The sequence below is a fragment of the Sphingopyxis sp. genome (assembly GCF_016463645.1).
Taxonomy (GTDB): Bacteria; Pseudomonadota; Alphaproteobacteria; order Sphingomonadales; family Sphingomonadaceae; genus Sphingopyxis.
Genome location: NZ_JAEMQX010000056.1, coordinates 1 through 23,617 on the forward strand (window position 1 = coordinate 1; position 23,617 = coordinate 23,617).

The 23,617-nt window shown below is 65.5% G+C and carries 23 protein-coding genes and 2 tRNA genes; 11 read left to right on the plus strand and 14 right to left on the minus strand.

Translation table 11 applies throughout. The annotated features are described in order from the left end of the window. Nucleotides 1-827, minus strand: an 827-nt coding sequence (dusB, locus tag JHC57_RS12680) for a tRNA dihydrouridine synthase DusB (RefSeq protein ID WP_294030407.1), incomplete at its 3' end; no start/stop codon positions are given. Nucleotides 828-923: 96 nt separating this feature from the next. Between dusB and ispF the strand changes: the two genes are divergently transcribed. Together ispF and JHC57_RS12690 are read left to right on the plus strand one after the other, a co-directional pair. Next, nucleotides 924-2,102: a 2-C-methyl-D-erythritol 2,4-cyclodiphosphate synthase gene (gene ispF / locus JHC57_RS12685; protein WP_294030408.1), complete on the plus strand. Its 1,179-nt coding sequence runs from the start codon at nt 924-926 to the stop codon at nt 2,100-2,102. Nucleotides 2,103-2,105: 3 nt separating this feature from the next. Next, complete coding sequence (locus JHC57_RS12690) at nt 2,106-2,663, plus strand: CinA family protein (RefSeq protein ID WP_294030409.1); 558 nt, start codon at nt 2,106-2,108, stop codon at nt 2,661-2,663. On the opposite strand, the gene JHC57_RS12695 is transcribed toward JHC57_RS12690, so the two are convergent. After that, nucleotides 2,606-3,085 carry a type II toxin-antitoxin system RatA family toxin gene (locus JHC57_RS12695; RefSeq protein WP_294030411.1) on the minus strand — a complete coding sequence of 160 codons (480 nt, stop codon included), beginning with the start codon at nt 3,083-3,085 and terminating at the stop codon, nt 2,606-2,608. The two genes, JHC57_RS12690 and JHC57_RS12695, sit on opposite strands and share 58 nt — an antisense overlap. 7 nt (nt 3,086-3,092) lie before the next feature. After that, on the minus strand, nt 3,093-4,037 hold the full coding sequence (gene lipA, locus JHC57_RS12700) for a lipoyl synthase (RefSeq protein WP_294030412.1): 945 nt from the start codon (nt 4,035-4,037) through the stop codon (nt 3,093-3,095). A gap of 62 nt (nt 4,038-4,099) precedes the next feature. On the opposite strand from lipA, the gene JHC57_RS12705 reads away from it, so the two are divergent. The 3 genes from JHC57_RS12705 to JHC57_RS12715 all read left to right on the plus strand — a co-directional run bounded on the left by JHC57_RS12705 (nt 4,100) and on the right by JHC57_RS12715 (nt 6,125). After that, a complete protein-coding gene (locus JHC57_RS12705; RefSeq protein WP_294030414.1) occupies nt 4,100-4,738 on the plus strand; it encodes a carbonic anhydrase in 639 nt (212 codons plus the stop codon). 13 nt (nt 4,739-4,751) lie between these two features. Then, the gene (locus tag JHC57_RS12710; protein ID WP_294030415.1) at nt 4,752-5,330 is read left to right on the plus strand and encodes a hypothetical protein; all 579 of its coding nucleotides are present in this window, start codon (nt 4,752-4,754) and stop codon (nt 5,328-5,330) included. Between the two features lie 93 nt (nt 5,331-5,423). Then, nucleotides 5,424-6,125, plus strand: a complete 702-nt coding sequence (locus JHC57_RS12715; RefSeq protein ID WP_294030416.1) for a DUF899 family protein — start codon at nt 5,424-5,426, stop codon at nt 6,123-6,125. Here the strand turns inward: JHC57_RS12715 and JHC57_RS12720 are convergent. After that, a complete protein-coding gene (locus JHC57_RS12720; RefSeq protein ID WP_294030417.1) occupies nt 6,122-6,526 on the minus strand; it encodes a PaaI family thioesterase in 405 nt (134 codons plus the stop codon). The genes JHC57_RS12715 and JHC57_RS12720 overlap by 4 nt on opposite strands. Before the next feature lie 47 nt (nt 6,527-6,573). Further along, nucleotides 6,574-8,253: an energy-dependent translational throttle protein EttA gene (ettA, locus tag JHC57_RS12725; protein ID WP_294030418.1), complete on the minus strand. Its 1,680-nt coding sequence runs from the start codon at nt 8,251-8,253 to the stop codon at nt 6,574-6,576. A gap of 125 nt (nt 8,254-8,378) precedes the next feature. Here ettA and JHC57_RS12730 point away from each other — a divergent pair, with 125 nt between their 5' ends. The 4 genes from JHC57_RS12730 (at nt 8,379) to JHC57_RS12745 (ending at nt 10,917) form a co-directional block, all read left to right on the plus strand. Further along, a complete protein-coding gene (locus JHC57_RS12730) occupies nt 8,379-9,800 on the plus strand; it encodes a M28 family peptidase (RefSeq protein WP_294030419.1) in 1,422 nt (473 codons plus the stop codon). Between the two features lie 146 nt (nt 9,801-9,946). After that, nucleotides 9,947-10,237, plus strand: coding sequence for a hypothetical protein (locus tag JHC57_RS12735; RefSeq protein WP_294030420.1), 291 nt, complete (start codon nt 9,947-9,949; stop codon nt 10,235-10,237). A 138-nt stretch (nt 10,238-10,375) separates the two neighbouring features. Then, nucleotides 10,376-10,801 (plus strand): VOC family protein, encoded by a 426-nt coding sequence (locus tag JHC57_RS12740; protein WP_294030421.1) that lies wholly within the window; start codon nt 10,376-10,378, stop codon nt 10,799-10,801. Between the two features lie 39 nt (nt 10,802-10,840). Next, nucleotides 10,841-10,917, plus strand: a tRNA-Pro gene (locus JHC57_RS12745). Nucleotides 10,918-10,939: 22 nt separating this feature from the next. Here the strand turns inward: JHC57_RS12745 and JHC57_RS12750 are convergent. The 4 genes from JHC57_RS12750 to JHC57_RS12765 form a co-directional block, all read right to left on the minus strand. Next, nucleotides 10,940-12,415 (minus strand): M20 family peptidase, encoded by a 1,476-nt coding sequence (locus JHC57_RS12750; RefSeq protein ID WP_294030422.1) that lies wholly within the window; start codon nt 12,413-12,415, stop codon nt 10,940-10,942. A gap of 57 nt (nt 12,416-12,472) precedes the next feature. Continuing rightward, nucleotides 12,473-12,548: transfer RNA gene (locus tag JHC57_RS12755), tRNA-Ile, on the minus strand. A gap of 68 nt (nt 12,549-12,616) precedes the next feature. Further along, the gene (locus tag JHC57_RS12760) at nt 12,617-13,651 is read right to left on the minus strand and encodes a polysaccharide deacetylase family protein (protein ID WP_294030423.1); all 1,035 of its coding nucleotides are present in this window, start codon (nt 13,649-13,651) and stop codon (nt 12,617-12,619) included. A 30-nt stretch (nt 13,652-13,681) separates the two neighbouring features. Further along, nucleotides 13,682-15,322 (minus strand): histidine kinase dimerization/phospho-acceptor domain-containing protein, encoded by a 1,641-nt coding sequence (locus JHC57_RS12765; protein WP_294030424.1) that lies wholly within the window; start codon nt 15,320-15,322, stop codon nt 13,682-13,684. Between the two features lie 185 nt (nt 15,323-15,507). On the opposite strand from JHC57_RS12765, the gene JHC57_RS12770 reads away from it, so the two are divergent. Next, nucleotides 15,508-15,981 carry an Lrp/AsnC family transcriptional regulator gene (locus JHC57_RS12770; RefSeq protein WP_294030425.1) on the plus strand — a complete coding sequence of 158 codons (474 nt, stop codon included), beginning with the start codon at nt 15,508-15,510 and terminating at the stop codon, nt 15,979-15,981. A gap of 93 nt (nt 15,982-16,074) precedes the next feature. On the opposite strand, the gene JHC57_RS12775 is transcribed toward JHC57_RS12770, so the two are convergent. After that, a complete protein-coding gene (locus JHC57_RS12775; protein ID WP_294030427.1) occupies nt 16,075-17,379 on the minus strand; it encodes a tetratricopeptide repeat protein in 1,305 nt (434 codons plus the stop codon). Nucleotides 17,380-17,555: 176 nt separating this feature from the next. After that, the gene (locus JHC57_RS12780) at nt 17,556-17,852 is read right to left on the minus strand and encodes an Hpt domain-containing protein (RefSeq protein WP_294030429.1); all 297 of its coding nucleotides are present in this window, start codon (nt 17,850-17,852) and stop codon (nt 17,556-17,558) included. A gap of 215 nt (nt 17,853-18,067) precedes the next feature. Here JHC57_RS12780 and JHC57_RS12785 point away from each other — a divergent pair, with 215 nt between their 5' ends. Then, the gene (locus tag JHC57_RS12785) at nt 18,068-20,281 is read left to right on the plus strand and encodes a hypothetical protein (RefSeq protein WP_294030430.1); all 2,214 of its coding nucleotides are present in this window, start codon (nt 18,068-18,070) and stop codon (nt 20,279-20,281) included. Nucleotides 20,282-20,921: 640 nt separating this feature from the next. On the opposite strand, the gene JHC57_RS12790 is transcribed toward JHC57_RS12785, so the two are convergent. From JHC57_RS12790 to JHC57_RS12800, 3 genes are read right to left on the minus strand one after another with little or no spacing between them, the layout of a single operon-like run. Next, nucleotides 20,922-21,182, minus strand: coding sequence for a DUF1467 family protein (locus JHC57_RS12790; RefSeq protein WP_294030431.1), 261 nt, complete (start codon nt 21,180-21,182; stop codon nt 20,922-20,924). Between the two features lie 16 nt (nt 21,183-21,198). After that, the gene (locus JHC57_RS12795) at nt 21,199-22,833 is read right to left on the minus strand and encodes a ribonuclease J (protein ID WP_294030432.1); all 1,635 of its coding nucleotides are present in this window, start codon (nt 22,831-22,833) and stop codon (nt 21,199-21,201) included. Next, nucleotides 22,830-23,615, minus strand: coding sequence for a type III pantothenate kinase (locus JHC57_RS12800; protein ID WP_294030433.1), 786 nt, complete (start codon nt 23,613-23,615; stop codon nt 22,830-22,832). Before JHC57_RS12800 ends, JHC57_RS12795 begins: the two co-directional genes overlap by 4 nt. Nucleotides 23,616-23,617 lie beyond the last annotated feature (2 nt).

Below are 23,617 nucleotides of genomic sequence, written 5' to 3' on the forward strand. Positions count from 1 at the left end.
TAATGGTCGATCATCGCGCGATAATGCGATGTGATGACGTCATATTGTTCGTCGAGGCCGGGGTCGGGCCGCTCGGCCTCGCCGCGCAGCGCCGCCATCACCTGCCCGAGCAGCCACGGCCGCCCATAGGCGCCGCGACCGATCATGACGCCGTCCGCGCCGCTCTGCGCAAGTGCGGTTTTCGCATCTCCGGCCGAGCAGATGTCGCCGTTGACGATGACGGGGATCGACACCGCATCCTTGACGCTGCGGACAAAGCCCCAGTCGGCCTCGCCGCGGTACATCTGGTTGCGCGTGCGACCGTGGACGGTGACGAGCTTTGCGCCGAGATCCTCGGCGATATGCGCCAGCTCGGGCGCGTTGAGGCTGTCGTGGCACCAGCCCATGCGCATCTTGACCGTCACCGGCACCGACACTGCCTTGACGCAACTCTCGATCAGCGCCGCAGCGAGCTTCAGGTCGCGCATCAGCGCCGATCCCGCATCGCCGTTGGTGACCTTGCGCACCGGGCAGCCCATGTTGATGTCGATGATCGATGCGCCGCGGTCCTCGTTGAGCTTCGCCGCCTCGCCCATCTCGTAGGGGGTGCAGCCGACGAGCTGCATCGATACCGGCTCTTCGACCGGATCCCACGCCGCCTTCTGGATCGACTGGCGCGTCTCGCGGATCGCGGCCTGGCTCGCGATCATCTCGGTAACGTTGAGCCCCGAGCCATAATAACGCACGAGCTTGCGGAACGGCAGATCGGTGACGCCTGTCATCGGCGCGAGGATCACGGGATCCGCGATAGTGATATTGCCGATCTGGATGGGCCGGAGCGGCGCCATGGCGGGGAGCTTTCGTCAAATTGCCTAAATTTTGAGCAGCCCCTACACGCTAAGCCGCTTTCCCGCAAGCTGCGGCTGCGCTAACCGGCGCGGCTGATGATCGACTCCATGTCCTCCCCCGCTCCGCCCGTCGTGGCAATCCTGCTCGCCGGGGGCCAGGGGACGCGCGCCGGTTTCGGCCAGCCAAAGCAGCTCGAACTGCTCGGGGGCAAGCCCGTGCTGGGATGGAGTCTCGACGCGCTTGCCGCCCATCCCGCCATTTCGAACGGCGTCCTCGTGGCGAACGATGATGTCGTAGCGGCGGCGGGTCCGCTGCCGGATGGATGGATTTCCACCGCTCCCGGCGCCGAACGGCAGCAATCGGTCGCAAATGCGCTGGCGGCGCTCGCCGATTGGCAAGACGCGACGCTGGCGCTTGTTCACGATGCCGCGCGGCCGGGCATGACCGCCGGGGTGATCGATCGCCTGCTCGCGGCGCTGCAAACCGCCGAAGCCGCCATCCCGACCCTGCCGGTCCCCGACACACTGGTCGAACAAGCGCATGACGAAGCCGGCGATGTGGTCGATCGCAGCGTGCTTGCAAGAGTGCAGACGCCGCAAGGCTTCCGTCTCGGAACGCTGCGCCGCGCACATGCGGAGGCGGTCGAGGCAACGGCGACCGACGACGCCCAGCTCGTCCGCCGGCTTGGTACGACCGTGGCCGCTGTTCCGGGCGATGCGCGGCTTCACAAACTGACATATGCGGAGGATATGGATATCCTCTCGGGGCTTTTGGGGACGAACGTCATGATGCGAACCGCGGTCGGCATGGGCTATGACGTCCACCGTCTCGTGACGGACAAGCCGCTGTGGATCGGCGGGACAGAAATCGCGCATAGTCATGGACTTGAGGGGCATAGCGACGCCGATGTCGCGCTTCACGCGCTGACCGACGCGATCCTCGGCGCACTGGCCGACGGCGACATCGGCGATCATTTCCCGCCGAGCGATCCGCAGTGGCGCGGCGCCGCGTCGCACCGCTTCCTCGCGTTTGCCGGCGAGCGCGTCGCGGCGCGCGGCGGACGGATCGACCATCTCGACCTGACGATCATCGCCGAAGCGCCGAAAATCGGCCCGCATCGGGACGCGATCCGCGCACGCATTTCCGAAATCCTTGCGATTCCGGTCGAACGGATTAGTGTGAAGGCGACAACGACAGAGCGGCTGGGCTTTACCGGCCGCCGTGAGGGGATAGCGGCTCAGGCCGCCGCGACCTTGAAACTTCCGGAGAATTGAACCTTGCAGTCTGTCGAAAAAGCGCGCCTCGCCGCGCGCGATGAACACGCGACGAGTGTCCTCGCCAACAACCGTGCAGCGGGGCGCAGGGTTGCCGTCGCCGAAAGCTGCACCGGCGGCATGGTCAGCGCAGCGCTGACCGACATCGCGGGCAGCTCCGACGTCTTCTCGGCGGGCTTCATCACCTATTCGGGACACGCCAAGCAAACCCAGCTCGACGTCAGCAGCGAGATCATCGAAACCTTTGGCGAGGTCTCGCTGGCGACCGCTTGGGCGATGGCTGCGGGCGCGCTCGCCAACAGCGACGCCGACGTCGCGGTTGCGATCACCGGCATCGCCGGTCCCGGCGGCGGGTCGGAGAAGAAGCCCGTCGGCCAGGTCGTCTTCGCGCGCGCGCTGCGGGGTCAGGATCCCGACGATTATTTCACCCAGCGCGTCCAGTTCGAATCGACCGACCGCGCCGCGATCCGCCAGGCCGCGACGCTGTTCGCGCTTGACCTGCTTCAGCCCGAAAAGGACGAGCTGCGTCCGTCGGAGGATATCTCCCTTCCCGCCCCGTAAAGTTCGTCGGCGCGCGCCTCGAACGCCGCGATCATCTTCCTCAGCGCCTTGTCGAACATCTGCCCGGCGAGTGCTTCGAACACGCGGCTGCGGAACGAAAAATCGACCATGAAGTCGACACGGCACCCACCACCGTCGGCAGGCTGGAAATGCCATTCGTTGTTCAGGTGCTTCATCGGGCCGTCGATATAGCTGACGCAAACCTCGTGCGGCCGCTGCTTGTGCACCCGGCATGAGAAGCTTTCCCGAAGTCCCTTGAAACCGACGATCATGTCGGCAACGGTTTCATGCTCGCTGTCGTCGCGGATGCGCAGCGCGACGACCCACGGCAGAAATTCGGGATAGCGCGCGATATCGGTGACGAGCGCGAACATCTGTTCGTCGCTGTACGGAAGTTCGCGTGTTTCGTGATGCCTCGGCAAAGAGCGCTCAGCCCGCCTTGACGCGCGCCAGCTGCGCCTCGCGCGCCGCGCGCATGCGCTCGAAATCGTCGCCGGCGTGATAGCTGGATCGCGTCAGCGGCGACGAGGCGACCTGCAGGAAGCCCTTGGCGCGCGCGATCTGCGCATAGGCATCGAACGCCTGCGGCGTCACGAATTCCGCGACCTTCGCATGTTTCGGCGTCGGCTGCAGATACTGTCCCATCGTCATGAAGTCGATGTCGGCGCTGCGCATGTCGTCCATCACCTGATGCACTTCCATGCGCTCTTCGCCGAGCCCGAGCATCACGCCCGACTTGGTGAAGATCGACGGATCGCGGCGCTTGACGCTTTCGAGCAGACGCAGCGACGCATAATAGCGCGCGCCCGGGCGGATCGTCGGATAGAGCCGCGGCACGGTTTCGAGATTATGGTTATAGACGTCGGGCCGCGCGTCGACGATCGCCGCGACCGCGCTCTCGGGCTTGTTGCGAAAGTCCGGGGTCAGGATCTCGATCGTCGTCTGCGGCGTTTCGCGGCGCAGCGCCTCGATGACCTTCACGAACTGGCTCGCCCCGCCATCGGGCAGATCATCGCGGTCGACCGAGGTGATGACGATGTGGCTGAGCCCCATCTTCGCCGCGGCGATCGCCGTATGCTCGGGCTCGAGCAGGTCGACCGGGCGCGGCATCCCCGTCTTGACGTTGCAGAAGGCGCAGGCGCGCGTGCAGGTGTCGCCGAGGATCATCACCGTCGCATGCTTTTTCGTCCAGCATTCGCCGATGTTGGGACACGCCGCTTCCTCGCACACCGTATGCAGGTTGAGCTCGCGCATCAGCTTGCGCGTTTCGGCATAACCGGGGCTGGTCGGCGCCTTGACGCGGATCCAGTCGGGCTTGCGCGCGCGCTGGCTGGGAGTCGATGCGGGCTGTGCGGGCGATGCGGGAGCGTTCATGGCGCCCACATAGTCGTGCGCGCGCCTCTTCTCAACCTCTCTGCCTATGCTAAGGCGCCCGCATGACTCACTTTGCAGACATGATCGAGGGCTACCGGCGTTTCCGTAACGGCGGCTGGGCGGAACAACGCGAACGCTGGGAGCAGCTTGCCGAGGGGCAATCGCCGAAGGTGATGATCATCGCCTGTTCGGACAGCCGCTCCGAACCCTCGCAGATTTTCGACACCAACCCGGGCGAAATCTTCGTCGTGCGCAACGTCGCCGCGCTGGTGCCGCCGTTCGAGACCAACCCCGGACGCCACGGCGTCTCGGCGGCGCTCGAATTCGCCGTCCAGTTCCTGAAGGTCGAGGAAATCGTCGTGATGGGCCACGGCATGTGCGGCGGCTGCCACGCGGCGCTGCACCGCTCGATGGAAGGCGCCGAGCCGGGCCGCGGCGGCTTCATCGCCGACTGGATCGCCATGCTCGACGATGCGAGCGCCGAGGTGCGGAGCAAGCATGCCGACATCGACAATCGCGAGGCGGGCCGCGCGATGGAGCTGGCCGCGGTTCGCGTAAGCCTTGACAATCTGATGACTTTTCCGTGCATTCAGGAAAAGGTCCGGCGCGGCAGGCTGAAACTGCGCGGCGCCTTTTTCGCGATCAGCGATGGCGTGCTGCACGTGATGGACGAGGCGACGGGAGATTTTTCTCCCGCCTGAACAGGAGGGCGACATGAGCAAGAACGCATTCTGGGTGACCGTGATCTTCGTCGCGGCGATCGTCGGGGCGCTGATGGGACCCGCCATTGCGCAGTCGCTCTCGCCCGGCACGATGCTGATCTTTTCGGTGATCACCCTCGTCGCGATCGTCGGGCTCATCGTCTGGTCGCTGTCGAGCAACAAGTCGGGGAAGAAGGCCGATACCGCCACGCTTGCCGACGCCCGCGCGATGCACGCGCCCGAAGGCAAGGCGCGCATCTATGTCACCCGCCGCGGCTTCGTTGCGGCGCTGCAGGGAATGAACGTCACGCTCGACGACACCGCCAAGGGGCAGATCAAGTCGGGACAGATGCTGATGGCCGATATCGCGCCCGGAACGCATCGCCTTCATGCCGCGATGGCGAAGGGGATCATGGCCAACGCCGGCATCACGGAAATCGAGGTCGCCGCGGGCGAGGTTGTCGTCATCGACGCGATGTTCGAAATGAGCGCACTCAAGGGCGATGCCAGGCTAACCCGGCTCGACGGCGCAAAGGCGCGCGAGAATGTACAGGCGACCAAACTGATCCTATGGGAAGTCCCGCCCGCCTGATCGGCGACGAAACGAGACCTGGCTGCGAGCAGCGGTGAAATGCCGCTGCAACAATCGTACAAATCGAACGTTCTCCCGAAAAAGGAGAATTGGATGGCCCTTCGCCAGACCCTGCTGGCTGCGCCGGCGCTTGCTTCGCGCAGACATGCTTTTCCCGGCGAGGATGAATCCTACACCAAGGCCCGCAAATCGCTCCTTGCCGAGGAAATCGACCTGCGCCGCCGGATCGCCCGCGTCGCGGCGCAGCGCCGGGCGCTGCCGCCCGGGCCGCGGATGAGCGACTATCGGTTCAGGCTGAACGACGGGATCGAACTCGGCCTTGCCGACCTGTTCGGCGGCCGCGATACGCTGGTCGCCTATTTCTGGATGTACGGGCCCGAACGCGACCGGCCCTGCCCGATGTGCACCAACTGGCTGGGTTCGGTGGACGGCAACGTCAACGACATCAGACGGCGCGTCGCGTTCCACATATTCGGGCGCAGCCCGGTCGAACGCCAGCAGGCTTTCGCGGCCGCGCGCGGATGGCAGGCGCTCGATTTCGTGCAGCTGGTCGGAGACGGTTTTGCGAAGGATTTCCGGCTTCTCAATGCCGACGGGAGCGAAAATCCGATGCTGGCGGTGTTCCGGAAAGACGGTGACGATGTCCGGCTGTTCTGGAAGAGCGAGATGACCGCCGAAATGGCCGACCCGGGGCAGGACCCGCGCGGCGCGCCCGATATCGCGAGCCTGTGGAATATCCTTGACCTGACACCCTCGGGCCGCGGAACCGACTGGTATCCGTCGCTGGAATATTAGGGAATGGCGTAAGTCACATTCGCCTGACCGACGGGCTTGTCGGCATCGTCGGTCCAGATACGGATATCCATCACCGCGAGCCGTTTGCCGAGGCGCAGCAGATTCGCATCGGCGAAGAGCGCTCCCGGACGGCACGGGCGCAGGAACTGGTAGTTGAGCGCGCTCGTCACCGCCATCGCGACGGGGCCGATATGCGCAAGGACGAGCGCATAGGCCGCCATGTCGGCGAAACCCATCTGGGTCGGACCCGAGATCAGTCCGCCCGGGCGGAGCGCCTGCTCGTTGGGATCGAGCCGGGCGCGGACATGCCCCGGCACGGCCGAGACCACCCGGCCACGCGAGCCGGGCTGCGAATGCGGGAAAGCCTCCGCCATGAAATCGTTGAGCGCGTCCGCGTCCATGCGGATCGCGCCCGACGAAACCGGTGCCGCCTCCCCCGCCACGGCGCTTAGCGCGTCAGCTTCTTGTACGAGGTCGCGTGCGGACGCGTCGCATCGTCGCCGAGGCGGCGGATCTTGTCCTCTTCATAGGATTCGAAATTGCCTTCGAACCATTCGACATGGCTGTCGCCCTCGAACGCCAGGATATGCGTCGCAAGGCGGTCGAGGAAGAAGCGGTCGTGGCTGATGACCACCGCGCAACCCGCGAAATTCTCGAGCGCTTCCTCGAGCGCCGCGAGCGTTTCGGTGTCGAGATCGTTGGTCGGTTCGTCGAGCAGCAGCACGTTGCCGCCCTGCTTCAGCATCTTCGCCATATGGACGCGGTTGCGTTCGCCGCCCGACAGCTGGCCGACCTTCTTCTGCTGGTCGGTGCCCTTGAAGTTGAAGGCGCCGACATAGGCGCGCGTCTGCATCTCGTGCTTGCCGATCGACATCATGTCGTGGCCGCCGGAGATTTCTTCCCAGACATTCTTGTTCGGGTCGAGCGCGTCGCGGCTCTGGTCGACATAGCCGAGGCGGACGGTGTCGCCGATCGCGACGCTGCCGCCGTCGGGCTGTTCCTGCCCGGTGATCAGCTTGAACAGGGTCGACTTGCCCGCGCCGTTCGGACCGATAACGCCGACGATACCGCCCGGGGGCAGCGTGAAGGACAGGTCCTCGAACAGCAATTTGTCGCCATAGGCCTTCGAGATGTTCGACACCTCGATCACCTTGCCGCCGAGGCGCTCGGGAACCTGGATGACGATCTGCGCCTTGCCGGGAGCGCGGTTTTCCTGCGCCTCGACGAGCTGGTCGAACGATTTGATACGTGCCTTAGACTTGGCCTGACGGGCTTTGGGCGACTGCCGGATCCATTCGAGCTCGTCCTTGATCGCCTTCTGGCGGCCCTGATCCTCGCGCGCTTCCTGCTCGAGGCGCTTGCCCTTCTTTTCGAGGTAGGTGGAATAATTCCCCTCGTAGACGAAGTAGCGGCCGCGATCGAGCTCGAGGATCCAGTTCACGACATTGTCGAGGAAGTAGCGATCGTGGGTGACGAGGATGACGTTGCCCGGATAGTCGACCAGATGCTTTTCGAGCCACGCGACGCTTTCGGCATCGAGGTGGTTGGTCGGTTCGTCGAGCAGCAGGATCGACGGCTTCTCGAGCAGCAGGCGAGTCAGCGCGATACGACGTTTTTCACCGCCCGACAGATTTTCGACGCTCCAGTCGCCCGGCGGGCAACGCAGCGCTTCCATCGCGATTTCGAGCTGGTTGTCGAGCGTCCAGCCGTCGATCGCGTCGATCTTTTCCTGCAGCGTGCCCATTTCCTCCATCAGGGCGTCGAAATCGGCGTCGGCGGGCGGATCTGCCATCAGCGTGCTGATCTCGTTGAAACGATCGAGCATGTCGGCGACGGGGCGAACGCCATCCATGACATTTTCCTTGACCGTCTTGGTCGGGTCGAGCTGCGGCTCCTGCGCCAGATAGCCGACAGTGATCCCCTCGCCCGGCCACGCTTCGCCGGTAAAATCCTTGTCGATTCCGGCCATGATCTTCATCAGCGTCGATTTGCCCGTGCCGTTCGGACCGACGATGCCGATCTTGGCGTCGGGATAGAATTGCAGGCTCAAGTCCTTGAGCGTCGGCTTCTGCGCGCCGGGATAGGTCTTGCTCAGACCTTTCATCACGAAACTATATTGGGCGGCCATGGGATGCTCCGGTATGGGCTGGGCCGCAGTCGCGGCCGGGAGAGTTTGGGGGCCGGTTAGCGAATGGGCGCGCGGTTGGCAATCGGCGCTTGCGGCCGCCCGAATTGCCCCGCTAGGACAAGCGCATGACGAAAACGATCTCCGCCCGCCTCCTCGCGCTCGCCGGCACGAGCCTCGCCCTCCTCGGCTCGCCGCTGTCGGCTTCGATTCCTCCACCGCCCGGCGCGGCCGAGCTCGCTCAGCGCGGCGACGACATCGCCTGGTCGATCACCGAGGATCTGACGACCGAGATCGGGCCGCGCATGGCGGGCACCGAGGCCGAAGCGGCTGCGCGACGCTGGGCGGTGGCACGCTTGCAGGCCATGGGTTTCGCCAATGTCCGCGAGGAACAGTTCGACATGCCGGTGTGGGTACGCGGCGAGGAACAGGCCTGGCTGACCAGCCCGTTCCTGCCGCAGAAGGTCGCGATTACCGCGCTCGGCACCAGCGCCTCGACCGGCCCCAGGGGGATCGAGGGCGACATCGCCTATTTCGAAAGCTTCGATGCGCTCGTCGCGGCGCCCGAACATCTGGTGAAGGGCAAGATCGTCTTCATCGACCATCAGATGGCGTCCGCGCAGGACGGCAGCGGCTATGGCACCTACGGCCGCGGACGCTTCATCGGCGCCAATGCCGCGGCGAAGAAGGGCGCGATCGCGACCGTCATCCGCGCGATCGGCACCGACGATCATCGCAATCCGCACGCCGGCGGCACCAACTTCGAGGCCGGCGTGAAGCCGATCCCCGCCGGCGCGATCTCGAACCCCGACGCCGACCAGCTCGTCCGTCAGTGGAAACGCGCGCAGCAGATGCGCAAGAGCGAGAATGCGATGGGCTATGTGCCCGAACCGCTGCGCATGAAGCTGGTTCTGACGCCGCAAAACCTCGGCACGAAACATTCGGGCAATGTCATCGCCGAAGTACCCGGCAGCGATCCGGCCGCCAGCCCGGTGATTGTCGCTTGCCATCTCGACAGCTGGGATCTCGGTACCGGCGCGATCGATGACGCCGCGGGCTGCGGCATCGTCACCGCCGCCGCGAAGCATGTGATGAGCGCCGGGCAGCCCCGCCGCACCGTCCGCATTCTCTGGGCCGGCGCCGAAGAGGTCGGCGTGTTCGGCGGCAAGGCCTATTTCGAAAAGCACGGAACCGAAAAGCACGCCGTCGCGCTCGAATCCGATTTCGGCGCCGATCGCGTGTGGCGGATCGACTTCAAGCTGCCCGACAGCGCCAAGGGTCTCGCCGACCGGCTCGCCGCCGCGGTGGTGCCGTTCGGTGTCGTGCGCGGCAAGCAGGCGGCGAACGGCGGCGCCGACATCGGCGCGCTCGTCCAGGCCGGTGTTCCGGCGATCGATCTGGCCCAGGATGGTACGCGTTATTTCGACCTCCACCACACGCCCGACGACACGCTCGACAAGATCGATCCGGCCCAGCTCCGCCAGAATGTCGTGGTCTGGAGCGCGGTTCTGGCGATTCTCGCAAACAGCGCGGACAGCGAGCTTCCGTGACTGTTACGGAGAAATGACAGATTCGCGCGACCCCCGACCATCTCAATTATTTTTGTTGACGATTCACGCGGAACGGCTAAATCCCGCCGCTCGCGGTACGGGAAGTTTTCCCGACGCGGAAAGGCATTTTAGGGAGCCCACACATCATGAAGAAGTTTGCTGCTATCGCCGTTGCTGCCAGCATGTTCGCCCTCGCCGCTTGCGGTGAAAAGGCTGCTGAAGAAGCCACCACCGAAGCTCCGGCCGCTGAAGCGGTTGCCGAAGAAGGCGCCGACGCCGCTGCTGCCGGCGCCGAAGCCGCCGCTGCTGGTGCCGACGCTGCCGCTGCCGGCGCCGAAGCTGCTGCTCCGGCCGACGCCGCTGCTGCTCCGGCCGCTGACGCTGCTGCCGCTCCGGCCGCTGACGCCGCTGCTGCTCCGGCAGAAGCCAAGAAGTAAGTCGCAGCCCTTCGGGGCAATGACTGAAACGGAAACGGGCGGTCTTCCTTCGGGAAGGCCGCCTTTTTCTTTGCCTGCAACCCGGCAGGCCATTCAGGCGTCGTCATGAGCGGAAACGCCGCTGCAAAGGAAATTTCGATGCCCACCCCGCCCTTCGGCCTCAAGGGCCTCGACCACATCGTCCTGCGCGTTTCGAATCTCGACCGGATGCTGGCCTTCTATCGCGAGGTCGTCGGCTGCAGCGACGAGCGCGAACAGGCCGAAATCGGTCTGTTCCAGCTTCGCGCCGGGCAATCGCTGATCGATCTGATAACGATCGACGGCCGGCTCGGTGCCGCCGGCGGCGCAGCGGCGGGCATCGAAGGACGGAATGTCGATCATTTCGCGCTCGCGATCACGCCGTTCGACGAAGACGCGATCCGCGCGCATCTCGCCCGCCACGGCGTCGAGGTCGAGCAGGCCGGGCCGCGCTACGGCGCCGGGGGAGAAGGCCCGTCGGTCTATTTCCGCGACCCCGAAGGAAATCTGATCGAACTCAAGGGGCCCGCGACAAGCAGCGTATAGACTTGCGGCCCGACGCTGTCTAAGGCGCGGGTCGGTCGTCGGGGAGTAGCGCAGCCCGGTAGCGCGCCTGCTTTGGGAGCAGGATGTCGCAGGTTCGAATCCTGTCTCCCCGACCACTATCCCCTTGCGCCGTCGGCCTCAGCCGGCCGACGTCGCGATCAGCCGCGCATAGAAATCGATCATCCGCCTGAAGCTGTCGATCGTCATATGCTCGTTGGTCCCGTGGATCATTGCGGTTTCCTTGAGCGTGAAGTGCATCGGCATGAAACGATACACATCCTCTGAAATCGGCTCCATGCTGCGGCTGTCGGTCGCGGCGACGACCAGATAGGGAGCGACCACCGCATCGGGGGCGTCGGCGCGCGCGGCGGCGACGACATATTTCCAGCCCTCCGAATTGCTCGACGAGACGCGCGACGGTTCGTTCGGGGGTTTGACCCAGCTCAGTTCGACCGGCGCATCGCCGACCGCCGCCTTCGCCCGCGCCATGACATCGGCCGAACTGTTCCACGGCGCGATGCGATAGTTGATCAGCGCGGTGGCCGATTGCGGCAGGACATTTTCCTTGGGGCTGCCTTCCAGCATCGTCGGCGCGATCGTCGTGTGAAAGGCCGCGGCCGAAGAGGGCGAGGCCGACAGCTGCTTCCTGAGCGGCGCCCCGAGCAGCCACCGGTTCGCCACCGCCAGCTCGGTGACGCCCCCCTTGTGCGCCGCAAGCGCCTCGACCATCGCCGCACCGGGGCCGCGCATCTCGATCGGGAACGGACTTTCGGCGATGTCGAGCACCGCGCGCGCGAGCGTCGTCACGCCCGTTTCGGCGGGCGGCATCGAACTATGCCCGCCCGGCGCGTTCGCGGTGACCTTGAGCGTCGCATAGCCCTTTTCCGCGACGCCGATCAGGATCGCCGGCCCGTCGATCACGGGCGTGTCGCGGAGCACGACGCTGCCCTCGTCGAGCGTATAGAGCGCGCGCACGCCTTCGGACTTCAACCTGGCGGCCGCCGCGACCGCGCCCGAACCGCCCGCCTCCTCGTCGTGCCCCGAAACCAGATAGATGCCGCGCTTCGGCCGGAATCCCTGCGCGGCCAGCGCCTCGATCGCCTCGAACAGCCCGATCAGCGAGCCCTTGTCGTCGACGGTGCCGCGCCCCCAGACTGCCTTCTCGGCGATCGTCCCGGCAAAAGGCGGGTATTTCCAGTCCTTCTCCGTGCCTTCGGTCACCGGCACGACGTCCTGATGCGCCATGACGATGATCGGCGCGAGCGATGCATCGCTGCCCGGCCAGTGATAGATGAGCGTCCGGTTCGGCAGGATCGTGCGCTGCATCGCGCGGTGCGTAGCGGGATAGGTCGCCGCGAGCCAGCCATGCAGGCGGTCCCATTCGGCGATATCATTCCCGGCCGGATCCTGGTGCGAGATCGTCCGGATCTGCGCCGCCTCGCTCAGATGCGCCACCGCAGCGCCGAGGTCATAGGCCGGCACGGCGGCGAGGCGAATTTCGCTGCCGTCGGCGATGCCGTCCGGAGCGAAGGTCGCGGTGCGAACCGCGACCGCCCCCGCCACAACTGCCACGACCGCAAGGCCGCCGAGCAAGATCGTCCGCCGCTTCCCCATGTCCCTCTCCTTCTGCTCCGGCAATGGAGAGATATCGGTTTCGATTTGCAAGGAAAATGGTGGGCCCGGCAGGACTCGAACCCGCAACCTAGCCGTTATGAGCGGCCAGCTCTAACCATTGAGCTACAGGCCCCCGTTTCAAAACCCGTGGGGGTGTGCGGGCGATAGCGGAGCCTGCGGCGCATTGGCAAGCGCCAACGCTCAGCCGGCGGACGGCCGTGCTCCCTTCCGTTCGGCCATCGCCAGTATTTCGGCGGCCGTCGTGGCCTCGACGCCGCGCCGCGCGAGATGATCGAGAACGACGTCCCACCAGCGATAGAACAGATCGATATCCGCCGCGCTCCGCACATAGGGCGTGTTGCCCGGCTGGAGCGAAGGCGAATGGAAGGAGAAGTTGAGCACGGGCAGCCGCGCTTCGATCGCGATGTCGATCGCCTTCAACGCGCGTTCGGCGGGAATCCCCTCCGGCGTCAGCGCGATGCGCTCGACCAGGCCGAGCCGCGCGAGCGCGGCGCCGACATGCGTGCCGTTTCGTGCCATGCGATGATAGAGCGGCCGCCCGACGCGGCCGAGCAGCCCCCCGAAAACCGTCGTGACGGGAATTTCGAGCATGGCTCCCCGATAGGTGTGTACCCACCAGGGGTCGAGCGGCGCGGCGCGATAATCGGGTCCGTGGCCCTCGCGATAGTCGAATCCCGAACGGACCGACGTGTCGCAGCGAAAGCCGAGTTCGGCGAGCATCGTCGCGCTATCGGGACCGAGCCCGTAGCGACCGGCGCGATAGACGACAGGCGCAACGCCGAACCGGTCGCGGATCGCGTCGCGCAGCGCGATCATCTTGGCGCGCTGCAGTCCGGGCGGCAGATTTCCTGTGTAGCTGTTGCGCGCATTTACATCCTCGTCGTGCGGCGGCGTGACCCAGGGATGAAGCTGCGCCCCGATCTCGCAGCGCCCGCCTTTTTCGGCCGTTCCCAGGATTTCGACGGCTCTGTCGTCCGCGACGACCGGCCAGTCGACGAGATAGATCGGCCGAACCTGCGCGCGTTCGAAAAAGGTCTGGCACTCGGCCAGGGCGGGAACCGAACCGAGACGATAGCCGGTGCGCGAGAATGGCGCCTCCCAGTCGAAATCCTCTTCGGTATCGATCGTGACCCAGAAGCGGGGCCGTTCGCCCGCTCCCAGCGCTATCCGATCCGACGCGGCCGGATATGCGAAGAAATTGCCCGCAGGTTGCACTGCGCTCCCTTTGCCCCGGCCCGAACGGACCTACTCGCCCTGCTGGGCTTCCAGCTCGGCTTCGGCTTTCGAGTTGGCCGAGGGCAGATGCAAGGTCAAGGCGTTATGCCCGATATCGAGGCGTCCGCCGGATGCGCGCGCGAGGCTGTCGACGAGGCGGAGCGAAAAACCGAGGCTGAGCACCGCGGCGCCGGGAGCTTCGCCTTCGGGGCTGAATCCGGGGTCCAGCAGGTCGGCCGAGGCGGTAAAGCGGATCGCGGCGGGTCGCACGATGCGCAGGTGCAACATGTCGTCGTGGCGCGATTCGATCACCAGTTGTCCGACCAATATTGCGCCCGGTTCGGATATATCGACCAGCGCGGTCAGCAGGCGGCCGACCATGCGCCGGACATCGGCGTCGCCGGCGAAGCCGAGAAACGGCCCCCCGATCCGCGAGATGCTGAGTTCGACACGCTGATCGGCCAGAAGCGGCGCGAGTTCGCTTTCGACCTGCGACACGATCGCGCCGATATCGATGACGTCGTCCGCGGGCTGCGCCGGCCTGGCGGAATTGCTGCGTGCCGCCGTTTCCAGATCGTCGATGATCGACTGCACCGAAACCGCATCGGCGACGATCGTCTCCGCCATCGCACGATAGCTGTGGCTCACGGGGCCGAACATCTGCCCCGAAATAATCTGCGCAAATCCCGAAATGGCATTCAGCGGGCTGCGAAGCTCGTGGATCAGCTGCCGGATCGAATCGCCCGAATCTTCGGCTGGCGTCCGGCCATAGGGCATTTCGCTCTGGTGCGGCCGGCGGGCGCTGGCGCGATAGCCGCGAAACTGCCCCGTCGCCGGATCGAACCAGGGAAGCGCGGAAAAACGCCATTCGCCCGCCTCGGCCGATGTGCCGTCCAGCAACATGCGCGCATTGAGGATTTCGGCCCGCTGACGGAAGGCACCCGCCGCGATACCATCGGTGCCGGGCTCGCCGCCGAACGCCGCCTCGGCAATCGACAGGCCGATCACCGCGCCGCGGCTGACGCCGTCGACCCAGTGGATGACGCCATCGGGACCGGTTTCGAACAGAAAGGCCGCGCGCGGCGCGCGCGGTGCCGCCGGCTGACTGCGGTTCGACTGATATTTGTCGATCCGCCGCACCAGTTCGCTGATCTGGCTGGGGCCGGCTCCGGTCGCCGCTTGCGCGAGTTCGGGCGCCCCAGCGGCAACTGCTGTCGGCGCGGGCATTTCGCCCGCTTCAACGTCCGGGCCCGGCAACGCCACCGACCCGCTGCCTAGGCTCGCGAGCGCGCGACAGACACCGGGCGGCAGGTCCGGACGGCCGGCCAGTACCGACCGCGCCATCGCGCCGGTCGCGGGGAGCAGCGCCAGCCAGTCCGCCTCCGACAATCGCGCATCGCGCAGCATGGTCGCGGAAACCGCGGGAACATCGTTGGCATAGAGCGCGACGAGCGGGGCGAAGCGGCCGTGGCGCGCGATCGCTCGCGCGCAGTCGCGGCGCACCGATTCGGGAACGCGAGGCCGCAATACGGCGAGCGCATGCAGGCTGCGGCGAATATCCTCATCGCCCAGTTGATTGCCGCGCTGCGCCAGAATATCCGAGAGCTGCCGCCACGCCGCGATACTCGCACGGCGATCCGCAGGCGCCTGGCGCAAGATGGTGGCGATCATCGAGTCACCCGTCACGCGAAACAGAGCCCCACATCCTCGATCATTGGTTAGCAGATGCTTACCGGCTAGCGTGAATCACCCGGTCATGAAAGTGCCTTAACTGTCCACGTCGCATTGTGGGACAATTGCAATCGCCTGAAATAATATTATGGTCATCACAGTTTTGGAAAGCGGATGTTTCAACGATGGCTAGTCAGAAATTCGATCAGATTGATTTGCAGATATTGGGCGAGCTGCAGAAAAACGGGCGGATGACGAATGTCGAACTGGCACAAATGGTGGGATTGACCGCTCCGCCCTGCCTTCGCCGTGTGCGCGCGCTCGAGGAATCGGGCGTCATCCGGTCGTATCACGCCGATCTCGATGCGGCGAAACTCGGCTATGGCATCACGGTCTTTGCGATGGTCAGCCTGCGCAGCCAGGCCGAGTCCGATCTGAAGGCGTTCGAGGACTATGTCGGCGGTCTGCCCGAGGTGCGCGAATGCTATATGCTGAACGGCGAAATCGACTTTCTGCTCAAGGTCGTCGCACGCGACCTCCAGAGCTTCCAGTCCTTTCTGACCGCGCACCTGACCTCGGCGCCCAATGTCACGAGCGTGAAGACGTCGCTGACGATTCGCACCGCGAAGCAACTCGCCGGGATTCCTGTCGAGTCCTGACCCCTTCAGGTCCTGACGCCAGCGCCGGGCAAGAGAAAGGGCGCCGCTCCTGTCCGGAACGGCGCCCTTGTCTGATTGTGCAAGGCCCGAGGCTTAGCCGCCCGTGGATGGCGCGGCGGCTGCAGGTGCCGGAGCCGGGGCGTCGATCTTGGTCGTCCACAGTTGGGCGAGCCGCTTGCGGGGCCCGGTGACCTGCGCAAAGCTTGCCTTGGCGCCAGCAATATCACCCGACTGCGCCTGTGCCACACCCAGTCGATAGGTCCAGAGTTCCTTGTCGCCGCCGGCGGCGAGCGCGGCCTTGTACAGCGGAATCGCGTCGGCATAGCGGCCGTAACCCACCATCGTGTCGCCCGTCGCGCCTGCCACCTTGGGGTTCGACAGCGTCGACGGCTTTTGCGCATAGGCCGTCAGCGTCGACTCTTCGTCACCCATACGTTCGGTCTGGCTCTTCAGCAGCTCGTCGAACTTCGCGTCGGTCGCGGGAATGACCTTGCTCTGCTTGCCCGACCTGATCAGCGAGACGACCTCGCCCGGCAGGGCGGCTTCGGTCGCGAGCGCCGCATATTCCAGATATTCGGGGCGTTGTTCCATCGCACCGGTCGCGCGCATCAGGCGCAGGACGTCCAGGCTGACTTCCTTGTCCGGATTGGCCTGCAACTGGATGAACAGCGTCTGGCGCCACACCGCCGGCTGATTATAGTCGCGCAGGCGCAGCGCCATCATGTCGAGCACCTCGTCGTTGCGCTTGGCGGCCTGCAAGGCCTTGATCGGGCGGACATAGAGTTCGTCCGACGGACGCTGCCCCGCGGCGCGGCTTGCGTCGATCGCGGCCTTGGCGATCGCGATACCCTGATCGGCCTGCCCCGAGCTCAGATAGCTGTCCATCAGCAGCACGGGCAGATTGGGATCGGTCGAGCCGGCGGCCTTGGCGGCTTCGAGCCGCTTGATCGCCTTCGGATAATCCTTCGCCCCATAGGCGAAATTGCCCGAAAAGAAGTTGTAGGTCGCCAGATTTTCCGGCGGCGTCATGCCCGAATCGAGCATCCCGTCGAGACCCTGACTCTGGATCGCCTGATCCTTGTTCAGAATGCCGAGCTGGAGCTGGTAAAAGGCAACGAGATATTTGTCGTCCGGCGTCGTCGCGGTGCCCTGCCCTTCGGTCAGCGCCGCCTGCAACGTCGCCGCGTCCTTCGCGGCGGTGGCATCGGTCATTTTCTTGAGCGCCGGACCAAAGCCCTTGCTGGCCGTCAGCCCCTTGCCCTTGCCTTCCTCTTCCTTCTTCTGCTTTTCCTTCTTCGGCTTTTCCTGGGCAGCGGCGGGAACGGCGGTCGTCATCAGCGCGCAGCCCAGCACGGCAGCCATCGCCGTTGCGGGCATCGAGCGGAAACGGTTGAACATCGAAATCTCTCCTTTGAACTCGGCCGCCTTCGCCCCGGCGTGCGGGTCTCGCGCACGCAGGTCCGGCCGCGCGTCGATAACGCGGCTAAACCCGTCGCGTTGCCATGGCAAGACAGCCGGCATCGATATTTCCCTGGAAGAAAGCGGCTGAACGGGAATTGAACCCGGTCTGCCGGTCAGGCGATCTCTTCGATCACCGAATTGATCTGGCGAAGCACCGCGGGGTCGCCCGGAGCTCCTGCCATCGCCGCCTCGGCGAGTTCGATCAGCGGAATGATTCCGAAGGTCGCTGCAAGCCCCTTCAGACGAAGCGCGGCGACCTCCCAATTGGCGTCGCAGCGGGCGCGGCGCATCAGGTCGGCGAGGTCGCGCGCGCTGCCGCTGAAAGCGCCGCGCAGGTCCATCGCCATCGTCGGGTCGTCCCCGAACGCGGCGTTGAGATAACGGTCGAGGGGGCCACTATCGAACGACATTCCACAGGATTGTCATCCTGTGGTTAAGTTTCCGTTTCATGATAGCCATTTGCTGCTAAGATGGTCCGATGACGGGGGAAAAGAAAATCGTCGGATTGTGGCGGAATTCCGCGGCAAACCCGGAAGCGGACGGCGCAGAACCGGCAGAAGCGACGGCGCCCGAGGCCATTGTTGCACCCGAAGCCGGGGCGCCCGCCAACCGGGACTGGCTCGATATGTCCGCGCTCGCCGCGACCGATGACGTCGACGATCTTCCGCTGCCCTCATCCCCATGGCGCGACCGCATGGCACCGGCGCTGCTCATCCTGCTCGCCATCGGCTGGACCGGGTTCGCGCTGTCGGTCGCCACCGACGGCTTCACGCGAGGACCCGCGATTGCGGCATGGCCCGCGCTCGTCGCGACCATCGCAATGCCCCTCACCCTTATCGCCGTCCTGTGGATGGCGCTGCTCCGCTCGGGACGTTCCGAACAGGCGCGCTTCGCCCGCGTCGCCGCGGCGTTACGCGAGGAGAATATGGCGCTCAACCGGTCGATGCACTCGCTCGGCCTGCACCTTGCCGATGCGCAACGGCAACTCGGCGAACAGGCGCGCATCGTTCAGCAGCTCGGCCTCGATACCGTGGCGCGGCTGAGCGAAAGCAGCGACAAGCTCGCGGGCAACGCTTCGGTCATCGCGAACGCCCACGACCAGCTCGCCCGGTCGGGCGATGTCGCGTTGCAGCGGATGGACGGCCTGCTCGCCGGCCTGCCGCGGATCGACGATGTCGCGCAGCGGCTCGCGGTCAATTTTCGCGAGGCCGGGCTCGTCGCGCACCAGCAGGGCGCCAATCTCGAAGCGAAGCTCGCGGCGCTCGGCGAAGAGGCGGCGAAGGCTGCCCGGACGGGCGAAGCATCGACGGCGGCCATCCTCGAAGCGATCGTCGCGCTCCAGGGGCAGACGAGGGAAACCGAGTCGGACCTGCTCAAGGCATCGGCGCAGGTCGCCGACGCGCAGGACGCCGCCCTCACCCGCATGACGAACCTCGCCGCATCGGCGCGCGACGACATGGCATCGACGGTCGCGTCGATAACGGGCCAGATGGAAAAGAGCTGGCGGGAGTTCCGCGAAGGCGTCGACGACGCCGGCACCCTGATGGAAGCCAAGCTTGCCGCTGCGCGCGAGGCGGGCGACGCGATGGGCGCGCAGCTTTCGGCGCACGCCGACGCCAGCGATGCCCTCGCCGCGCGTATCACCGCGCATGTGACCGAGGTCGGCAAACAGCTCGAAATCCTCGATGTCAGCGTCGGGGCCAGCACCGGGGTCATCGGCCGCGCGATCGACGACACCAGGGCCCAGCTCGGCACCTTCATGCAGGAAGTGCACAGCGGCAATGCGTCGGCACACCAGCTCATCGCCCACGCCGAATCGCTCCTGCTCGCGCTCGATGCGGTGACGCGCGAGCTCGACGAGACGCTGCCGCATGCGCTCGATCGCATCACGTCGCACGGCAAGACGACGCAGACGGCGCTGTCGCAATTGCGCCCGCTGCTCGACGCCTCCGAACTCGTCGCCCAGTCGACGATGTCGCACGTCAATGCGGTGCAGGCGACGCTCAGGTCGAACGAGGAACAGATGGCGGGCCATGCCGCCGGCCAGCAGGAGCTGGTCGATCGCATCAACGCCTCGCTCGCCGAGGCCGAGGCCGCACTGGCGAAGCTGCGCGGCGGTGCCGACGAATTCGCCGAACAGGGCGGCGCGCGGATGATCGCGACGCTCGCCGAGGTTCGCGCCACCGCCGATTCGGCGGCCGACGAAGCGCGGCTGACGCTCGAGAAGCTGGTATCGGACGCCCGCGACGCGATGCAGGCAACCGCGACCGGCGCGATCGATGCGGCGTTCAGGAACGAGGTCATGGCACAGCTTACCGCCATCGAGGACGCATCGGCGCGCGCGGTCGCCGCGGCGAACAGCGCCGCCGACCGGCTGATGCGCCAGCTGATCACGATCATGGACACGAGCGCGAGCGTCGAGCAGCGCGTCAGCGAAGCCGAACAGGCGATCGCGGCGTCGGGCCGCGAATCGCTCGCGAAGCAGGTCGGCCTGCTCACCGAAGCGCTCAAATCGACCGCGATCGACGTCACGAAAATTCTTTCGACCGAAGTCAGCGACACCGCATGGGATGCCTATCTCAAGGGCGACCGCGGCGTGTTCGCGCGCCGCGCGGTCAAGCTGATCGAGAATAGCGAGGCGAAGGAAATCCTGCGTCTCTATCAGGCCGACGACACATTCCATGCGTCGGTGAACCAATTCATCCACGATTTCGAGGCGATGCTGCGCGTGCTGATCGGCGCGCGCGACGGTTCGGCGATCAGCGTCACCCTGCTGTCGTCGGACATCGGCAAGCTTTATGTCGCACTGGCGCAGGCGATCGACCGCCTGCGGAACTAGCCGGAGCGGCAAAGGGCGAATCTGACGGGAACGTCGTATTTCCGGCCGGTTGCAGACGTTTCGGCATCGCCATGGGGTTGCGCGCATGGGGCTTTGGACGACTGTTTTGGCATCGTTCGGGTCGCTGGCTTTCGTCAGCGCTGCGGTCCCGGCTGCCGCGGCCCCATGCCTGGATGATCTCGGACCTGCTTTATTGGCAGGCGGATTCACCGGCCCGGTTGATTGTCGGAACGACCGGCTTTTCATACGGCATGTCGGACAGGTTCGGAAGTTTGGTCGCACCTTCCGGATATATTCCTGTCGATACAGGCTAAAGCCCGCGTGTCCCGATTGCGCGGTTCATGGCGGGCAGCGGATCATATTCATGGAACGCGGTCGTTATGTCGGACAGTACAAGGTCCGATTTCGTACGGGCAGCCTTGCGGCATGGCGATCTGGTGCTGGTCTCCACTGGTCCTGAAGCGCCAGTGACCGTTCGATTCACAAGGGACGGCCCACCCGACGTGCTGTGGGTCGAGGGCGAGGCGATCAGCCTCTTCAGATAGCTCCGCATGGCGATGTCCGGTTACCCGATTGCGCCACATCTGCGAAATCCGGCGATGGCAGCAACCGACAGGAAACTGCCGCGCGCTCGAAGGGCCTACGCCCGCCCGGTCAGCACATCCGGGTCCGCCCAGCCGTTCACATAGGCGGCATAATAGAGCCCGAACGCGATCGTCGCGGCGATCGTCATCTGCAGCAGGATTCGCCCGGGACGAAAGGTCGCGGGCGCGCCCGGTTCCTGACCCCGGACCAGCGGCGTTTCGTCGTCGCTCGCGCGGCGGCCGTGGAAGGGCAGCACGAAAAAGGCGCTGAACGCCCAGAAGAGGAGGTAGATGGCGAGCGCCGAGGTCCATTTCATCGCGGTCGCTCCGGACTCAGACGTCGACGAGCATGACATCGACGACGGGTTTCTTGCCCGTCCAGTCGGTCGCGACGCGGCGCACGCCGAGGCGGATCGCCTCACGGAGCTTCTCCTCGTCGCGTGCCGGCCCCGTCGCCGCCTGCTCGGCGGCTTCGCGCATCTCGTCGATAAAGGCCTCGCGCTCGTCCTCGACGGGGACGCCGCGATAGCTCACCGCGCTTTCGACGAAACGCTTGTCCGAAAAAATGACGGCAACGGTGATATGGCCGTTCAGCGACAATTTGCGCCGCTCGTTGATCGTCTCGCCGTCGGCGGGCAGGATGACATCGCCGTCGAGGATCAGCCGCCCCGCGCGCACGCGCTCGACGATCTTCGCGGAGCCCGGCGCGAGTTGCACCAGATCGCCATTTTCCTGCACCAGCGCATCGGGCACGCCCTTTTCAAGCGCGAAGCGCGCCTGTTCGTGCATATGGCGGATCTCGCCATGCACCGGGACCACGAGCCTGGGCCGCAACCAGCCATAAAGCGCGGCGAGTTCGGGTTGCCCCGGATGGCCGCTGACGTGGATATGCGCCTGCTTTTCGGTAACCGTCAGCACATCCTTCGCCGCGAGCTGGTTCATGATCCGCCCGATCGCGACCTCGTTGCCGGGAATCTGCTTCGACGAGAAAACGACGGTGTCGCCGGCCTCGAGCTTGATCTGGTGGATGTCGGCCGCCATGCGCGCCAGCGCCGCGCGCGGTTCGCCCTGCCCGCCCGTGGCGATCACCATCACCTTGTCGCGCGGCAGCCGCATCGCCTCGTCGAAATCGATCGTCGGCGGGAAATCCTTCAGATAGCCGACGGAGCGCGCGACGCCGAGGATGCGGTCGAGCGACCGGCCCGCGACGCACAGCGTGCGCCCCGTCGCCTTCGCAACCGCCCCCAGCGTCGCCAGACGCGCGGCGTTCGACGCAAAGGTCGTGACGACCACCCTGCCCTTCGCTGCGCCGACCGCCTGCTCCAGCCCTTTGCGGAGGCCGCCTTCGCTGCCCGATGCTTCGGGATTGAAGGCGTTGGTCGAATCGCAGACGAGGACGTCGATGCCCTCGTCACCGACCGCGGTCAGCGCGGCGGCGGTCGCGGGTTGCCCGAGGATCGGTTGCTCATCGAGCTTCCAGTCGCCGGTATGGAAGACGCGCCCATAGGGCGTGTCGATCACGGCCGCGCTCATTTCGAGGATCGAGTGCGCGAGCGGGATCAGGCGGATGCCGAACGGCCCGAGCTGGAAACTGTCGTCGATATCGACGACCTTGATCTCGACCTCTTTTTCCAGCCCCTCTTCGGCCAGCTTGTGCGCGATCAGCCCTGCGGTGAAGCGGTTGGCATAGAGCGGTACACCAAGGTCGGCGGCGAGATAGGGAATCGCCCCGATATGATCCTCGTGTCCGTGCGTCAGCACGATGCCGAGCAGATCCTTCTTCCGGTCCTCGATGAATTCGAGATCGGGCATGACGATGTCGATCCCCGGATAATCGTGGCTGCCGAAGGTCACGCCGAGGTCGAGCATGATCCATTTGCCGTCGCAGCCATAGAGATTGGCGTTCATGCCGATCTCGCCCGATCCACCCAATGCGAGGAAAAGCAGCTCCTTGCCCGGAGTCGTCATGTCGTTGTCTTCCGTTGATTATAGAGGTGCATCAGCCCGTTCAGCGTCAGATCGGGTTCGATACGGTCGAACAGGTGCGCCTGTTCCTGAAAAAGCGTCGCGAGCCCGCCCGTTGCGATGACGGTCAGCGGCTTGCCGATCTCCGCCTTCATGCGCGCGATCAGCCCTTCCATCATCGACACATAGCCCCAGTAAACACCGATCAGCATCTGGCTTTCGGTGGTCCGCCCGATAACGCTGCCCGTTGCCGGCACCTCGATGGCGATGCGCGGCAATTTCGCTGCGGCGGCGACGAGCGCTTCCAGTGACAGGTTGACGCCGGGCGCGATGATCCCCCCGCGATAGGCGCCGTCGGGGCCGATATGGTCGAGTGTCGTCGCGGTGCCGAAGCTGATGACCAGCTTGTCCTTGCCGGGTTCGACTGCCTGCGCCGATATCGCATTGACCGCGCGGTCGGCGCCGACCGACTGCGGCTCGTCGACCTTCAGCGCGATACCCCACGTCACCGGCTCGCGCCCCGCGACGAGGGCATCGACCCCGAAATATTTGACCGCGAGAAGCTGCAGATTGTGGAGCGCTCGCGGAACGACGGTCGAGATGATCACCGCATCGACATCGGCGCGATCATGCCCTTCGATCCGCATCAGCTGGTCGAGCCAGACCATATATTCGTCGGCCGTACGACGGTCGTCGGTCGCGATGCGCCAGCGCGCGAGCAGTTCCTGCCCACGGAACAGCGCGAATTTGGCGTTGGTGTTGCCGACGTCGATCGCGAGCAGCATCT

Excerpts from the sequence above, each read along its gene's own strand:
- JHC57_RS12720 (WP_294030417.1), bottom strand. The coding sequence starts at position 6,526 with ATGGACGCGGACGCGCTCAACGATTTCATGGCGGAGGCTTTCCCGCAT.
- JHC57_RS12715 (WP_294030416.1), top strand. The coding sequence starts at position 5,424 with ATGGCCCTTCGCCAGACCCTGCTGGCTGCGCCGGCGCTTGCTTCGCGC.
- JHC57_RS12705 (WP_294030414.1), top strand. The coding sequence starts at position 4,100 with ATGACTCACTTTGCAGACATGATCGAGGGCTACCGGCGTTTCCGTAAC.
- JHC57_RS12735 (WP_294030420.1), top strand. The coding sequence starts at position 9,947 with ATGAAGAAGTTTGCTGCTATCGCCGTTGCTGCCAGCATGTTCGCCCTC.
- JHC57_RS12785 (WP_294030430.1), top strand. The coding sequence starts at position 18,068 with ATGTCCGCGCTCGCCGCGACCGATGACGTCGACGATCTTCCGCTGCCC.
- JHC57_RS12770 (WP_294030425.1), top strand. The coding sequence starts at position 15,508 with ATGGCTAGTCAGAAATTCGATCAGATTGATTTGCAGATATTGGGCGAG.
- ettA (WP_294030418.1), bottom strand. The coding sequence starts at position 8,253 with ATGGCCGCCCAATATAGTTTCGTGATGAAAGGTCTGAGCAAGACCTAT.
- JHC57_RS12750 (WP_294030422.1), bottom strand. The coding sequence starts at position 12,415 with ATGGGGAAGCGGCGGACGATCTTGCTCGGCGGCCTTGCGGTCGTGGCA.
- JHC57_RS12795 (WP_294030432.1), bottom strand. The coding sequence starts at position 22,833 with ATGACGACTCCGGGCAAGGAGCTGCTTTTCCTCGCATTGGGTGGATCG.
- JHC57_RS12780 (WP_294030429.1), bottom strand. The coding sequence starts at position 17,852 with ATGTCGTTCGATAGTGGCCCCCTCGACCGTTATCTCAACGCCGCGTTC.
- JHC57_RS12765 (WP_294030424.1), bottom strand. The coding sequence starts at position 15,322 with ATGATCGCCACCATCTTGCGCCAGGCGCCTGCGGATCGCCGTGCGAGT.
- JHC57_RS12710 (WP_294030415.1), top strand. The coding sequence starts at position 4,752 with ATGAGCAAGAACGCATTCTGGGTGACCGTGATCTTCGTCGCGGCGATC.
- JHC57_RS12775 (WP_294030427.1), bottom strand. The coding sequence starts at position 17,379 with ATGTTCAACCGTTTCCGCTCGATGCCCGCAACGGCGATGGCTGCCGTG.
- ispF (WP_294030408.1), top strand. The coding sequence starts at position 924 with ATGATCGACTCCATGTCCTCCCCCGCTCCGCCCGTCGTGGCAATCCTG.
- JHC57_RS12740 (WP_294030421.1), top strand. The coding sequence starts at position 10,376 with ATGCCCACCCCGCCCTTCGGCCTCAAGGGCCTCGACCACATCGTCCTG.
- JHC57_RS12800 (WP_294030433.1), bottom strand. The coding sequence starts at position 23,615 with ATGCTGCTCGCGATCGACGTCGGCAACACCAACGCCAAATTCGCGCTG.
- lipA (WP_294030412.1), bottom strand. The coding sequence starts at position 4,037 with ATGAACGCTCCCGCATCGCCCGCACAGCCCGCATCGACTCCCAGCCAG.
- JHC57_RS12730 (WP_294030419.1), top strand. The coding sequence starts at position 8,379 with ATGACGAAAACGATCTCCGCCCGCCTCCTCGCGCTCGCCGGCACGAGC.
- JHC57_RS12790 (WP_294030431.1), bottom strand. The coding sequence starts at position 21,182 with ATGAAATGGACCTCGGCGCTCGCCATCTACCTCCTCTTCTGGGCGTTC.